Consider the following 13,636-nt stretch of genomic DNA (forward strand, 5'->3'; position numbering starts at 1 on the left):
ATGAACATGGATGAACGACATCCACTGCCCGCCGCCATGCGCGAGCGGGTACTGCAAGAGCTGGAGCGGATCGAGCGCGAGCACCAGGTGACTGTGTTGTATGCCTGCGAGTCGGGCAGTCGCGCCTGGGGCTTCGCCTCGCCGGACAGCGACTATGACGTGCGCTTCGTCTACGTCCACCGGCCGGAGTGGTACCTGCGCGTGGACGAGCCGCGGGATGTGCTGGAACGGCCGCTGAGCGACGAGCTCGACCTGTGTGGCTGGGAATTGCGCAAGGCCTTGCGGCTGGTGCGCAAGTCAAACCCGACCCTGCTCGAATGGCTGGACTCGCCGCTGGTGTACCGGCAGGACGACGACGCGGTGGCGGGATTGCGCGAGCTGGCGGTGGCGTTCTACTCGCCGGCGGCGGTGCGGGCGCATTACCTGGCGATGATGAAGAAGAACTATCGCGTTTACCTCACGGGTGATGAGGTCCGCTACAAGAAGTACTTCTATGCACTGCGGCCGCTGTGTGCGGTGCGCTGGATCGACCAGGGACTGGGCCGACCGCCGATGGTGTTCGAGACCTTGCTCGAGGCGACGCTGGATGACCCGGTGCAGCGAGCGGAGATCGACGAGCTGTTGCGTATCAAGCGGCGCTCAGGCGAAGCGCAGTCGGGGGCGCCGTGGCCGGTGTTGCAGGCGCTGGTGGAGACTGAGCTGGAGCGGGCTCAGACGGGGAGTGCGCCGAGAACAGCGGCAGGTGATGTGGAGCAGCTGGATGGATTCCTGCGCAAGTGGGTGGGGAGAGGGTGCCAGGCCTGACGCCATCGCCGGCAACGCCGGCTCCCACAGGTATCGGGTACGCCGCGAATCCTGTGGGAGCTGGCATTGCCAGCGATGAGGCCGGTGCAGGCACCGCTTAGAAATGCGCCTTCACCAGCAAACTGATCGCACTCTGGTCGGTACCACCAAGGATTTCCTTGCCCAGGTAGCTGTCGTTGCTGATGCCGTACTTGTCGCTCCAGTAGTCGTATTCCACACCCACGTAGAACTTCTCGCCCCAGCCCATGGCCTTGGCCAGGTCGTACTTGATCTGCGGGTTGAAGTGGAAGTTGGCGTGGTAGCTCTTGTCGTTGTCCACCACCCAGTCGATGAAGCCGTCGATCACAACGTTGGAGTTGCCCACCGGCACGGTGTAGCTCCACACCGGGGTGATCTGCCAGACGTTCTTGCCGTCACGCTTGCCGTCCGGGGTGCGCAGGTAGGTGTTGAGCTGGAAGTAGTCGAAGCCGGGAATGTTCAGGTCCACGGCCGGGCCGATCAGGTAGGAATCGACATCGTCCTCGCCGAATTCATAGGTGGCCGCGAGCAGCACGTCCTTGATCGGGCCGAACGACAGGTCGGCGCCGCTGATCTTGCCGAACGACAGGCGCGGGCTGATTTCGCCGTAGAAGCTGTGGCCGTCGCCGGCGCCGTTGGTGGCCTCGGTGTTGTACTTGATGCCGTCGACGAACACGAACAGGTCGCCGAAGCTCCAGCCGCTGGCGTGTTCGAAGGTGACGGTCTGCTGCTTCGGCGGATCGACCTTGAAGTCGATGCCGTTGAGGTAGGTGAGGCTGTTGTCCTGCCACAGCAGAAGGTCGCCGGCCAGGGCCTGACCGGTTGCCAGCAAGCCGCCTGCCAGCAGCATGGAAGTGGTGGTGCGCGTCATCGAAAGCTCCTGATTTTTTGTGTTTTTCAAGTGGTGAACCTGTCGTGTTGGTCAGGATTTTCCGATAGAGCAGGATCGGTGCCAATTCCTGTCCTTTTGGACAGAAATCGTAATATTTCCGTCGTATTCACGGTTTTCCTGGCCTGCAAACGCACAGCGCCGCGCAACGTTGAGGTTGCGCGGCGCTGGCGGTGAAAAAGGTGCTTCAGGATGGCGCGTCATTGCGCCATCACGGGGTTCAGGCCTTGGCTTCCTCGCGTCGGTAGGCGTAGGTGTCGGCGAAGCGCGAGAGCATGTAGGCGCTGCACGACACCGCCGGGTACTTGGCCGGGTTGTCGCTGCCGGAGCAGTTCGGCAGGCAGGCGATTTCGGTGTCCGGGTGCGGCTCGGCGAAGAACGGCATGGAGTAGCGATCCACCCCCAGCGGACTGATCACCCGGTGCGGCGTGGACTTGTAACGGTCGTTGCTCCAGCGCGCCATCATGTCGCCGATGTTGACCACGTAGGTGCCCTCGATGGGTGGCGCGTCGAGCCATTCGCCGTCCAGGCTTTGCACCTGCAGGCCGCCGGCATTGTCCTGGTAGAGCAGGGTCACGCAGCCATAGTCGGTGTGCGCGCCGGCGCCTTGCTGGTCGGCGCTGCTGGCGGTTTGCCGCGGCGGGTAGTGGATCATGCGGAATACGCTGATCGGCTCGGCGAAACGCTGGTCGAAGAAGTCTTCTTCAATCCCCAGAGCCTCGGCCATGGCCCGCAGCAGGGTCAGGGAAAGCTGGTGCATGTCCTCGTAGTGCTGTTGCAGCAGGGCCTCCCAGCCCGGCACGTCCGGGTGGCGGTTGGGCCCGCGCAGCGGTTTTTCCGCGAGCACGTCCGGGTGATCGGCGCTCATGTGGAAGCCCATGTCGAAGGTTTCCTTGAGGTCGCTCGGCCGGCTCGGGTCGAGCTGTTCCGTGGCGATGGCGCCGTAGCCGCGATGGTGCGCGCTTTGGGTGATATCGATGCGCAGCTTTTCCTCGGCCGGGCGGGCGAAGAAGTCTTCGGCGATGGCTTTCAGTTCGGCGATGCGAGAGGGCGCGATCGGATGCCCCTTGATGTAGTAGAAGCCCCACTGGCGGCAGGCGGCGTCGATCTGTCTGGCGACGGCGTGGCGGGCGGCGGGATCGTTCTGGTACAGCGGGGCGATATCGATGATCGGCAGGGTGTTCATCAGTGGCTCCAAGAAGTACGGAGCGGGCAGGGCTGCGCGCTCCGTGTTGCTGCGAGTCTTCTCGTACCCAGGCAGCGAAGAGATCGGCGGGGGCCGACCTTGTGCGCGGTTCTCGTTGAGGAGGGATGGCGGCACAGCAGCAGGCGGGAGCGACCGGCGCTCCCGCCCGGCAATCACTTCGGCAGTTGCGCGGTGATGCCTTTGACGTAGTAGTTCATGCCGGCCAGTTCGGCGTTGCTGGCCACCTTGCCTTCAGGAATCTTGACGGCGCCGGACTGGTCCATGATCGGGCCGGTGAACGGGTGGAACGAGCCGTCCTTGATGCTGGCGATGATCTGCTCGGCGCCGCTTTTCACGTCGGCCGGAACCAGGTCGCTGATCGGCAGCTCGATGGTGCCTTCGGCCAGGCCGCCCCAGTAGTCCTGGGACTTCCAGGTACCGTCCATGACTGCCTGGGTGCTCTTGATGTAGTGCGGGCCCCAGTTGTTGACGATGGAGGTCAGCACCGCCTTGGGACCGAAGTGAGCCATGTCCGAGGCATAGCCCACGGCGTACACGCCGCGACGTTCGGCGGTCTGGATCGGCGCCGGGCTGTCGGTGTGCTGGAACAGCACGTCGACGCCCTGGTCGATCAGGGCGTTGGCGGCATCGGCTTCCTTGCCCGGGTCGAACCAGGAGTTGACCCACACCACCTTGATCTCGGTGCCGGGGTTGTACTTGTCCAGGGCCAGCTGGATGGCGTTGATATCGCGCAGCACTTCCGGGATCGGGAAGGAGGCGACGTAGCCGATCTTCTTGGTCTTGGTCATCTTCGCCGCGAGGTAGCCGCCGACGTAGCGCCCCTCATAGGAGGTGGCCAGGTAGGTGCCGAGGTTCTTGTCCTGCTTGTAGCCGGTGGCGTGCTCGAAGGTGACTTTCGGGAACTGCTTGGCGACCTTGGCGGTGGGGTTCATGTAGCCGAAGGAAGTGGCGAAGACCAGGTCGTAGCCGCCCTTGGCCATGTTGCGGATGACCCGCTCGGCGTCGGCACCTTCCGGTACGTTCTCGACGAAGCTGGTGTCGACCTTGTCGCCGAATTGCTTGATCAGCGCCTGGCGGCCCTGCTCGTGCTGGTAGGTCCAGCCGTGGTCACCGACCGGGCCGATGTAGACGAAGCCGACCTTCAGCGGATCGGCGGCGGAGGCGGACAGTGCGGTGCTGAGGCCGATGGCGGCGGCCAGGGTGCGCAGCAGGTTTTTGCTTTTCTTCTGTTGCATCTGGGGTGGGCTCCTGTGGGTCTTTTCTAGTGTCCGTGTCGGGCGTTTCGGTTACTGCAAAAAGCTGACCATGTGGGCAAATAATGAATTTCTGGGGAAGCTGGGCCTGGTAGCGGGCTGGGCTGGTGCATTAGTGGTTTGTGCTTGCCCATTGCTGGTGCGGAGTTGCTGCTGGCCTCATCGCCGGCAATGCCGGCTCCCACAAGGTTCTGCGGTGCACGCGATACCTGTGGGAGCTGGCATTGCCAGCGATGAGGCCATCAGCGTCACCGCCCCACTTTCCACGGCTGCCCCAGCGACACCGGCGCATACAGCCGGGTCTTGATCGCATCCCGCGACAGCACCACCAGCACCAGGATGGTGGCGACGTAAGGCAGCATCGCCAGCAGGTTGGCCGGGAAGCTCACGCCGATGCCCTGGGCCACCAGGTGAAGAATGCTGGCCAGGCCGAACAGGTAGGCGCCGAGCAGCACGCGGAACACCCGCCAGCTGGCGAACACCACCAGGGCCAGGGCGATCCAGCCGCGGCCGGCGGTCATGTTTTCCGCCCACATCGGCGTGTAGGCCAGCGACAGGTAACCCCCGGCCAGCCCGGCCATGGCACCACCGAACAGCACCGCCAGGGTACGCACCCGCAGCACCGGCAGGCCCATGGCACTGGCCGCGTCGGGGTTTTCGCCGACGGCCTGGAGCACCAGGCCGGCACGGCTTTTCAGCAGCACCCAGGCGATCGCCACGAACAGAACGAAGGACAGGTAGACCAGCACATCCTGGTTGAACAGCATGTGGCCGATGATCGGCAGGTCGGACAACAGCGGGATCGCCACCGGCTCGAAGCCGGTCAGCGGCTTGCCGACCCAGGCCGCGCCAACGAAGGACGACAGGCCGACGCCGAAGATGGTCAGGGCCAGCCCGGTGGCCACCTGGTTGGCCTGGCAACCCAGGGCCACCAGGGCGAACAGCGCCGACAGCAGCATGCCGGCCAGGCAGGCCATCAGCACGCCGAGCCACAGGTTGCCGGTGGCGAAGGCGGCGATGAAGCCGATCACCGCGCCGAACAGCATCATGCCTTCCTGGCCGAGGTTGAGTACGCCGCTCTTTTCGCACACCAGTTCGCCGAGGGCGACCAGCAGCAGCGGGGTGCCGCAGCGCACCATGGCGTAGAGGATATTGCCCAGCAGATCGAGATCCATAGTCGAAGCCTCAGCCCGCGCGCCAGCGGCGGCGGGTAAACGGAAAAGTCAGGGAGTTCAGGCGCTGGCGGGTTCGGCCAGGGTGGCGCGGCGGCGCCAGTTCAGTTTCAGGCGCGGCCGATAGAGGATCAGCACGTCGCAGGCGAGCAGGTAGAACAGCATCATTCCCTGGAACAGCCCGGTCAGGGACTGCGGCAGGTTGAGGCTCATCTGCGCGTTCTCGCCGCCGAGGTAGAGCAGGGCCATCAGCAGGCCGGCGACAAGGATGCCGAGGGGGTTGAGGCGGCCGAGGAAGGCCACGGTGATCGCTGCATAGCCGTAGCCCGGCGACACCTGCGGCACCAGTTGGCCAATCGGCCCGCTGACCTCGCTGACCCCGGCCAGCCCGGCCAGGCCACCGCTGATCAGCAGGGCCAGCCAGACCAGGCGTTTCTCGCGGAAACCGACGAAGCCGGCGGCGCGCTGGTCGAGGCCGAGCACTTTGATCTGGAAGCCGAGGAAGCTCTTGTGCAGCAGTACCCACACCGCCACCAGGGCGAGCAGGACGAAGTACAGGCCGATATGCACCCGGCCATCCTCGAACAGCGCCGGCAGGCGGCTGGCATCACCGAACATCGCCGACTGCGGGAAGCTGAAACCGTCCGGGTCCTTGAGCGGGCCGTGGACGAAGAACAGCAGCAGGTTCAGGGCGATGTAGTTGAGCATGATGGTGGTGAGGATTTCATTGGCGTTGAAGTGCGTGCGCAGCCAGGCCGCCAGCGCTCCCCACAGCGCACCGGCGAGGGTGCCGGCGAGCAGCACCCAGAGCAGCGCCCAGCGGCTGTCCCAGTCGATGATCTGGATCGCCAGGGCACTGCCGGCCAGGGCGCCCATCAGCAACTGGCCTTCGGCGCCGATGTTCCAGATCCGCGCCTGGTAGGCGACCGCCAGTCCGAGGGCGCAGAGCAGGATCGGCAGGGCCTTGAGCAGCAGCTCGGAGACACCGTAGAAATCGCTGACCGGCTCGATCAGCAGGGTGTGGAAGGTCAGCAGCGGGTCGTGGCCCAGGGCGCTGAACAGGATCGCCCCGCTGAGCAAGGTCAGCAGGCCGGCGAGCAGGGGCGACAGCAAGAGCATGGCGCGGGACTGCTGGGTACGGGGTTCGAGGGATAACAACATGGCAGGTTCTCGTCAGGCGGCGTCTTGCGGGGCATCGAACTGGCCGGCCATCCAGCCGCCGACCTCCACGGTATGGGTCTCGGCGGTGGCCTTGAGCGGCGACAGGCGACCGCTGCACAGGGCGCCGATGCGATCGCTGATCTGGAACAGCTCGTCGAGGTCTTCGGAGATCACCAGGATCGCCGCGCCGGCATCGCGCAGGGCGATCAGCGCGCGGTGGATAGCTGCGGCGGCGCCGACGTCGACGCCCCAGGTCGGGTGGGCGGCGACCAGCAGTTTCGGGTTTTGCAGGATCTCGCGACCCAAGATGAATTTCTGCAGGTTGCCGCCGGACAGGCTGCGCGCGGTGGTCTGCGCATCCGGGGTCTTCACCGCGAAGCGCTGAATGATCTGTTCGGCCAGTTCCAGCACTTTGCCGGAGCGGATCAGGCCGCGATTCACCAGGCCCTGCTGGAAGGCGGTGAGCAGGGCGTTGTCGGCCAGGCTCATGTCCGGCACGGCGCCGTGGCCGAGGCGCTCGGCGGGAACGAAGGCCAGGCCGAGAGCGCGGCGGGCGTCCGGGTAGAGATTGGCCATTGGCTGGTTGTCGAGGGTGATGCGTTCGCGCTCGTTGGTCGGCAGGCGGGTCTCGCCGCTGAGCAGGGCCAGCAATTCGTCCTGGCCGTTGCCGGCGACCCCGGCGATGCCGACGATCTCGCCGCTGCGCACTTCGAGGCGCAGGTGTTCGAAGGAAGTGCCGAAGGGGTCCTTGTTGCGCCAGGTCAGGTCGTCGACCCGCAGGCGCGGCAGGCCACCGGCGCTTTTCGGGTAGCTGGCTTCCAGGCCCTCGGCGTCGCCGACCATCAGCCGCGCCAGTTGCAGGTCGCTGCACTCGGCCGGCACGCAATCGCCGGAAACCCGGCCGCCGCGCAGCACCGTGGCGCTGTGGCAAAGGGCGCGGACTTCGTTGAGCTTGTGGCTGATGAACAGGATCGAGCAGCCCTCGGCGGCCAGGGCGCGCAGGGTGACGAACAGCTCGTCGACTTCCTGCGGGGTCAGCACCGAGGTCGGTTCGTCGAGGATCAGCAGCTTGATGTCCTGCATCAGGCAGCGAACGATCTCCACCCGCTGGCGCTCGCCGATCGACAGGCTGTGGACCAGGCGCTCAGGCTCCAGGCCCATGCCATAGCGCTGGGACACCTCGCTGATACGCGGCGCCAGTTGCTTCGGCGTACCGGCTTCGCGGCCCAGGGCCAGGGCGATGTTTTCCGCCACGGTCAGGGTTTCGAACAGGGAGAAATGCTGGAACACCATGCCCACTCCCAGCTTGCGTGCCTGGGCCGGGTCGCGCACCTGCACCGGCTGGCCTTCCCACAGCACCTGGCCGGAATCCGGCGCGGTGACGCCGTAGATGATCTTCATCAGCGTGCTCTTGCCCGCGCCGTTCTCGCCGAGCAAGGCATGGATTTCACCGGCGGCGATGCGCAGGTCGATGCGGTCGTTGGCCAGGGTGCCGGGGTAGCGCTTGGTGATCGCGCGAAGTTCCAGGCGCAGGGGAGATTCGGACATGGGACTGCTCGGATGGATGCGTTGAGCAGCTTGCAAAGCAAAAACATGGCCAAGTGGTCAGATTATTTCAGGAAGGCCCGTGGTAAAGGGGTTGGGGGATTGTAGGAAACAGGTCTGGGGCAGTTATGAAGGGCAGGGTGGTTGATTTTGGGGCGGGTGGAGGCATCAAACTGGTGCGGTGCTTTTTGAGGCCTCATCGCTGGCAAGCCAGCTCCCACAAAGAACCCTGTGGGAGCTGGCTTGCCAGCGATGAGGCCCCTCAGTTCATGAACACCTTCAAGCCCCACAAAGCCCCCATCCCCACCGCCAGGGTCAGCACGGTATTGCGGGTTTTCCAGGCCACCAGCGCAGCGAGGACCGCCGCCGGGATCTGCGGGTTGTCGATAACGAAATCGCCGTGCCCCTCCGGATACACCACCGCCGGCAGCACCAGCGCCGCCAGCACGCTGGCCGGTACATAGGCCAGCGCCCGGCTGACCAGCGGCGGCACCCGCAGGTTGCCGTACAGCTCGATAAACGACAGGCGCAGGGCAAAGGTGCCCAACCCCACCACCAGGAACAGGCACCACAGACCGAGATCGCTCATTGGCTTTCTCCTTCAGCCAGGCAGGCCGTTTCCGACGGCTTCCTGCGCAGGCTTTCCGCGGTCACCCCGGCAATCACCCCACCGATCGAGGCTGTGACCAGCCCGAGGTTGTAGGGCAGGTCCACCGCCGCCACGGCAATCCCGCCACCGACGATGGCCGCGACCAGCGCTGGCAGGTTGCGGATCCCCGGCACCAGCAAGGCGAGGAACGACAGTGGAATGGCGAAGCCCAGCGACCAGCTTTCCGGAATGCTGCCGCCAAGGAACACCCCGGCCAGCACCGACAGGTTCCACGCCAGCCACATGGCCACCGCCGTGCCGGCGTAGTAGTGCGGGGCGAAGCGTCCCAGCTCGCCGGATGACATCTTGAGCACGCAGAGCGCGTAGGACTGGTCGGAAAGCATGTACGACATCGGCCAGGTCCAGCGCCGTGGCTGCTGGTGCAGATGGGGCGCCAGCGAGGCGCTGTACATGATGAAGCGCAGGTTGATGATCAGCGCCGTGACCACGATGGCCACCGGTATCACGCCGCTGTGGATAAGTTGCAGGGCGACCATCTGCGCCGAGCCGGAATAGAACAGCAGGGTCATGCCGATGGCCATGGTCGGGGTCATGCCCATCTTGATCGCCATCACCCCGGTGACCAGACCGAAGGGGATGACGCCGGGCGTCAGGGGCAGCAGGGCACGGACGCCATGGGCGAAGGCGGCACGGGCGGAGGGGAAAGGCATGTCGCCTCCTGGAATTGTTGATTTTGTATGACAGACGCATCCGTCCGCATCGTGGGATAAAGTGTAGGGCTTGGGCGCCGTCGCTCTGAATCGACTTTTTTTCCGGGAAACCAGGCAGTTTTTGTTATGGCTAAAAGCTCATCGCCCGATCAATCGCTGCTCGCCATGCCGTCGTTCAAGGCCATGCGTTCCTTTGTCGCGGCGGCCAAGTACCGCAATTTCACCCGGGCCGCCGAAGCGCTGTGCGTGACCCAGGCGGCGATCAGCCGGCAGATCCGCGAGCTGGAACTGCACCTGGGTACCGAGCTGTTCACCCGCAGCGGCCGCGAAGTGACCCTGACCGCCGCCGGCGCGACGCTGTTCGATGCGGCGCAGCTTTCGCTGCTCAATATCTTCCAGGCCACCGAGCGCATCCGCCGGGAAAAGAGCGACAAACGCAGCCTGACGCTGTGCTGTTCCCCGGCCTTCTCCGGGTTGTGGCTGGCGCGGCGGATGAAGGACTTCTTCAGCGCCAACCCCGACCTCGATGTGAACGTCATCACCACCCAGCATTTCCTCGCCATGGAGCCGGGCATCGAGCCGGATATCTTCATCACCAAGATCTTCGAGCCACGTCCCGGTTACCGGCAGATTCCGCTGTTCCATGAAGTCATCTATCCCGTCTGTTCGCCCGCCTATCTGGAGGCCAACCCGGGGCTGGACAGCCTCGACGGCCTGCGCCGCGGTGTGTTGCTGGACCTCAATCCCTACGGCCGCTCGCAACTGTCGGAACAGGTCGACTGGGATGTCTGGTTCGCCCTGCAGTCCCACGGTGCCTCGCTGCCCCTGGCCGAGGCCCCGCAGCGTTTCAGCAGCAACGACTTCGTCCTGCTCATGCAGATGGCCCTGGACGGGCAGGGGCTGGCGCTGGGCTGGGAGCATCTGGTCGGCGACCTGCTGCGCGAGGGGCGCCTGGTGCGACCGGTCAGCGACGAACTGGTGTTCGCGGAAACCGTGCATTACCTGATCTGCAAGGAGGAAGTGGCTGACGACCCGGCGTGTTGTCGTCTGAAGGACTGGCTGATCGCCCAGTTTCGCTAGCCACAACGGACGGAAAACGCAGGACACGGACAGATTGCGCGGGGATTTTTCCAACGAGGCATTTTGTAATATTCAGTCACAGAGCCCTGACGATAGTAGCCGCCTCATCCTGCGCAAAGAGGCTACGCCGTGTTGCTCCGTGTCCTGTTTTCCCTGTCCGCCCTCAGCCTGTCCATCGCCACCCATGCTGCCGAGACCTACGACCTCGACACGCCGCGCCTGACCGGCATCGACAACTTCCGTGATCTCGCCGGGACCACCACGGCCTACACCACAGCCAATGACGGGGTGATGCGCTCAGGCGTGTTCTATCGCTCCAACGCCCTGACTCCGACTGCTTCCGACCTGGCGACGCTGAATGGCCTGGGCATTTCCAACGTCTACGACCTGCGCACCCCCAGCGAGATCGCCGCGACCCCGGACACCCTGCCGACAGGGGCGGTGTACCAGAACATCGATATCATCGGCAGCACCACCTCTGGCTCGAACATCACCAGCATCTCCTTCACCAGCGCTGCCCAGGCGGTGGCGATGATGGAAGAGACCAACCGTGCCTTCGTCAGCGATAGCGGCATGCGCAGCCAGTTCGCCGTGCTGTTCAACGAGCTTGCTGCTGCCGATGGCGCCGCGCTGTTCCACTGCACGGCGGGCAAGGACCGCACCGGCTGGACCGCTGCCGTGCTGCTGAGCATCGCCGGGGTGGACAGCGCCACCATCATGCAGAACTACCTGGCCACCAACGACTACACCGCCGCCCGGGTTGCCGCGACCCTGGCCGCGATGCCGTCGAGCATGGCGGCGATCTACGCGCCGCTGCTCGGCGTGCAGGCCAGCTACCTGCAAGCCGGCCTGGATGAAGTGACCGCCGAGTACGGCAGCATGGACAACTACCTCAAGGAAGGCCTCGGCCTGTCCCAGGAAACCATCTACGTGCTGCGCGGCAAGATGGTGTTCTACAGCAGTCTTCCGGGTACTGCGGGCTTGCAGGGCAACGCGGCGGCGGGTGCGCAGTTGCTCACGCAGTTGCAGAACAGCAGCCTGTCCGGCGACTACACCGCCTACAACTACTACCTGCAATCGGCCATCGACGCCGGCAGCCTGGGTGGCGTCGAAGCCCAGGTGGGCGGGCAGGTGCATGCCGATGCGGCCAGCTACCTGCTGCGCCAGGGCGCCTTGCTGGACAAGGCTGCCGCGCCGTTCGCCAGTGGCAGTGAGCTGAAGATCGGCCAGTACCGGCTGTGGACCACAGCGCTGGCGGGTTACCAGGGCACCGATGGCTCGGCCCGTGCAGCCAGCAGCAACGAGCACACCCAGGGCCTGATGGTCGGCCTGACCCAGCGTTTCTCCGAACAGCTCGGTGCCCATGCCGGGTTTGGCTATAGCCGCGGCAACGTGGGCGCGGCCGGTGGCGAGGTGGACACCGACCTGACCTTCATCAAGGCTGGTGCGCGCTTCGCCTTCGATAGCCTGGAGCGTGGGCTGTTTGTCGATGCCGGGGTGAATGGTGGCTGGCTGGAGTACGACAGCAAGCGTGAGCTAGGTGGCGGTCTGGGTGCGGCCAAGGGCGATACCGAGGGCACCCTGGCCGGGGCCAGTCTGGCGCTGGGCTACCGGATGCCGATGAGCGGCGTCACCGTGGAGCCGAGCCTGGGTGTGCGAGTCAGTCACGTGGACCTCGATGGTTTCCAGGAGAAGGGCAGCGAACTGGCCTTGCAGGTGGATGAGCTCAAGGAAACCCGGCGCAGTGCCTTTGCCAACCTGAAGGCCACCTTTGCGCCGCAGCAACTGGGTGCGGGCTGGCAGCTGACTCCGGGCCTGGAAGTCGGCTACGAGCATGCGCTGGGTGACCATGATGTGGTCAGCCAAGGGCAGTTGCTGGGGCTGGCGGTCGACCAGCGTTCGGCGTTCGACAGTCGTGATCAGTTCAGTGGTGGCTTCAACCTGAATGCCGGGTTGCGGGACTTCAGTGTCGGAGCCGATATCGGAGTGATTGCTGGCGGTGATAGCCAAGGTGTCAGTGGCAACCTGAAGGCCAGTTATCAGTTCTGATGGCCCCTGCGCAGCTCTGCCGGACTGATGCCGTAGGCACTCTGGAAGTACTGGCAGAAGCGCCCGACATTGCTGAAGCCCAGGGCCAGGGAAATCTCGCTGACCGAGCGCGACGCGTCTTGTCTGAGCGCGTCGTAGGCCCGTTGCAGGCGTACCTGGCGCTGATAGCCGACGATGGAGGTGCCGACGAAGCGGCGGAAACCATCCTGCAGGGCGCGCAGGCTGACATGGCTCAGCGCGGCCAGTTCGCCGCCGCTGACCAGCGCATCGGGATGGGCCTGGAGATAGTCCACCGCCAGCTTCACGTGGCGTGGTGCGATCAGCTTCTGCGGGCGTTGCAGGGCTTCGCTGTAGTTGTGCGGCCACACCTCCAATACCGAATCCACCAGCATTTCCTGGAGCCGGGCAGGCATCAGCGAACCGGCGCTCATCAACGGATCGAAGGCGCTGCCGGTAGCCATGCCGACGATCGCCTTGATGCCCTGGAAGGCGTCGGCGGTCATGTCCACTAACGGTTGGAAACGCACGGGCTGGAGGATCGGCCGGCCCAGCAGCAATGACAGGCGCCGGGCGAACAGTGAACGGCGGATCGACATGCCGTACTGGGAATGGCCATCGATGAAGCCCACCGACTTCACCGAGGTTTTCTCCACGGCCAAGGCCACCTGCGGTGTGCCGACAAGGTCGCTGGCGTGGCTGAAGACGATGCGGCCACTGGTGGGGAAGACGAAGGTGATTTCGTCGTCGGTGTCGGGCATGCCGGTGCGCAGGTCGCCCTGGAAGCTCAGGTTGCGAAAGCTCATGCCGTCGTAGCGCCCGTACACCCCGGCGATGGCCACCGGGCGGTCGGGGCGCGGCATACCGGCGTAGAGGTTGCCGAACTGGCGGGTGAACAGGGCGCCGAAATCGTCCGTGCTCATGTTGTCGGAGCGGATCATGAAGGACTGGCGGTGCATTGTTGGTCTTCGGTGGCGGCTGGGGGAGGGCAGGATAGAGGAGGGGGGTTACAGGCTGATGATGGGGGTAGATCAGAAGGCCTCATCGCAGCATGGGTATCTACACAACTTCAGATCACCACAAAACGATGCGCCGCCGCGTACCTGTGGGAGCGGCTGTTAGCCGCGATTGGGCGCGAAGC

Annotated in this window: 12 protein-coding genes; 3 read left to right on the forward strand and 9 right to left on the reverse strand. The window is 64.9% G+C overall.

The window, feature by feature from the left end:
- Entirely contained in the window at positions 1-804 is an 804-nt protein-coding gene (locus ACODSK_RS08105) for a nucleotidyltransferase domain-containing protein (RefSeq protein ID WP_489015192.1), read from the forward strand.
- A gap of 97 nt (positions 805-901) precedes the next feature.
- On the opposite strand, the gene ACODSK_RS08110 is transcribed toward ACODSK_RS08105, so the two are convergent.
- The 8 genes from ACODSK_RS08110 to ACODSK_RS08145 form a co-directional block, all read right to left on the reverse strand.
- On the reverse strand, positions 902-1,693 hold the full coding sequence (locus ACODSK_RS08110; protein ID WP_489015194.1) for an outer membrane protein OmpK: 792 nt from the start codon (positions 1,691-1,693) through the stop codon (positions 902-904).
- A 238-nt stretch (positions 1,694-1,931) separates the two neighbouring features.
- Complete coding sequence (locus ACODSK_RS08115; protein WP_489015196.1) at positions 1,932-2,897, reverse strand: 2-oxoglutarate and iron-dependent oxygenase domain-containing protein; 966 nt, start codon at positions 2,895-2,897, stop codon at positions 1,932-1,934.
- Positions 2,898-3,070: 173 nt separating this feature from the next.
- Positions 3,071-4,153, reverse strand: coding sequence for a BMP family ABC transporter substrate-binding protein (locus ACODSK_RS08120; RefSeq protein ID WP_489015198.1), 1,083 nt, complete (start codon positions 4,151-4,153; stop codon positions 3,071-3,073).
- A gap of 266 nt (positions 4,154-4,419) precedes the next feature.
- Positions 4,420-5,346, reverse strand: a complete 927-nt coding sequence (locus ACODSK_RS08125; RefSeq protein ID WP_489015200.1) for an ABC transporter permease — start codon at positions 5,344-5,346, stop codon at positions 4,420-4,422.
- Positions 5,347-5,403: 57 nt separating this feature from the next.
- Positions 5,404-6,504 carry an ABC transporter permease gene (locus ACODSK_RS08130; protein WP_489015202.1) on the reverse strand — a complete coding sequence of 367 codons (1,101 nt, stop codon included), beginning with the start codon at positions 6,502-6,504 and terminating at the stop codon, positions 5,404-5,406.
- Between the two features lie 12 nt (positions 6,505-6,516).
- Positions 6,517-8,052, reverse strand: a complete 1,536-nt coding sequence (locus tag ACODSK_RS08135) for an ABC transporter ATP-binding protein (RefSeq protein ID WP_489015204.1) — start codon at positions 8,050-8,052, stop codon at positions 6,517-6,519.
- Between the two features lie 259 nt (positions 8,053-8,311).
- A complete protein-coding gene (locus ACODSK_RS08140) occupies positions 8,312-8,638 on the reverse strand; it encodes an AzlD domain-containing protein (protein WP_489015206.1) in 327 nt (108 codons plus the stop codon).
- Positions 8,635-9,369, reverse strand: a complete 735-nt coding sequence (locus ACODSK_RS08145) for an AzlC family ABC transporter permease (protein ID WP_489015208.1) — start codon at positions 9,367-9,369, stop codon at positions 8,635-8,637. The genes ACODSK_RS08140 and ACODSK_RS08145 overlap by 4 nt, the downstream gene beginning before the upstream one ends.
- Positions 9,370-9,495: 126 nt before the next feature.
- On the opposite strand from ACODSK_RS08145, the gene ACODSK_RS08150 reads away from it, so the two are divergent.
- Both ACODSK_RS08150 and ACODSK_RS08155 read left to right on the forward strand, forming a co-directional pair.
- Positions 9,496-10,449, forward strand: coding sequence for a LysR substrate-binding domain-containing protein (locus ACODSK_RS08150; RefSeq protein WP_489015210.1), 954 nt, complete (start codon positions 9,496-9,498; stop codon positions 10,447-10,449).
- A gap of 129 nt (positions 10,450-10,578) precedes the next feature.
- Positions 10,579-12,498 carry a tyrosine-protein phosphatase gene (locus ACODSK_RS08155; RefSeq protein WP_489015211.1) on the forward strand — a complete coding sequence of 640 codons (1,920 nt, stop codon included), beginning with the start codon at positions 10,579-10,581 and terminating at the stop codon, positions 12,496-12,498.
- Here ACODSK_RS08155 and ACODSK_RS08160 read toward each other — a convergent pair.
- Positions 12,489-13,454, reverse strand: coding sequence for an AraC family transcriptional regulator (locus ACODSK_RS08160; RefSeq protein ID WP_489015213.1), 966 nt, complete (start codon positions 13,452-13,454; stop codon positions 12,489-12,491). The genes ACODSK_RS08155 and ACODSK_RS08160 overlap by 10 nt on opposite strands.
- Positions 13,455-13,636 lie beyond the last annotated feature (182 nt).

It is taken from the genome of Pseudomonas sp. FG98, assembly GCF_057808595.1.

What these genes read in the sequence shown, in the direction of transcription:
- ACODSK_RS08110 (WP_489015194.1), bottom strand. Translation starts at nt 1,693, where the DNA reads ATGACGCGCACCACCACTTCCATGCTGCTGGCAGGCGGCTTGCTGGCA.
- ACODSK_RS08135 (WP_489015204.1), bottom strand. Translation starts at nt 8,052, where the DNA reads ATGTCCGAATCTCCCCTGCGCCTGGAACTTCGCGCGATCACCAAGCGC.
- ACODSK_RS08150 (WP_489015210.1), top strand. Translation starts at nt 9,496, where the DNA reads ATGGCTAAAAGCTCATCGCCCGATCAATCGCTGCTCGCCATGCCGTCG.
- ACODSK_RS08160 (WP_489015213.1), bottom strand. Translation starts at nt 13,454, where the DNA reads ATGCACCGCCAGTCCTTCATGATCCGCTCCGACAACATGAGCACGGAC.
- ACODSK_RS08145 (WP_489015208.1), bottom strand. Translation starts at nt 9,369, where the DNA reads ATGCCTTTCCCCTCCGCCCGTGCCGCCTTCGCCCATGGCGTCCGTGCC.
- ACODSK_RS08125 (WP_489015200.1), bottom strand. Translation starts at nt 5,346, where the DNA reads ATGGATCTCGATCTGCTGGGCAATATCCTCTACGCCATGGTGCGCTGC.
- ACODSK_RS08120 (WP_489015198.1), bottom strand. Translation starts at nt 4,153, where the DNA reads ATGCAACAGAAGAAAAGCAAAAACCTGCTGCGCACCCTGGCCGCCGCC.
- ACODSK_RS08115 (WP_489015196.1), bottom strand. Translation starts at nt 2,897, where the DNA reads ATGAACACCCTGCCGATCATCGATATCGCCCCGCTGTACCAGAACGAT.
- ACODSK_RS08140 (WP_489015206.1), bottom strand. Translation starts at nt 8,638, where the DNA reads ATGAGCGATCTCGGTCTGTGGTGCCTGTTCCTGGTGGTGGGGTTGGGC.
- ACODSK_RS08105 (WP_489015192.1), top strand. Translation starts at nt 1, where the DNA reads ATGAACATGGATGAACGACATCCACTGCCCGCCGCCATGCGCGAGCGG.
- ACODSK_RS08130 (WP_489015202.1), bottom strand. Translation starts at nt 6,504, where the DNA reads ATGTTGTTATCCCTCGAACCCCGTACCCAGCAGTCCCGCGCCATGCTC.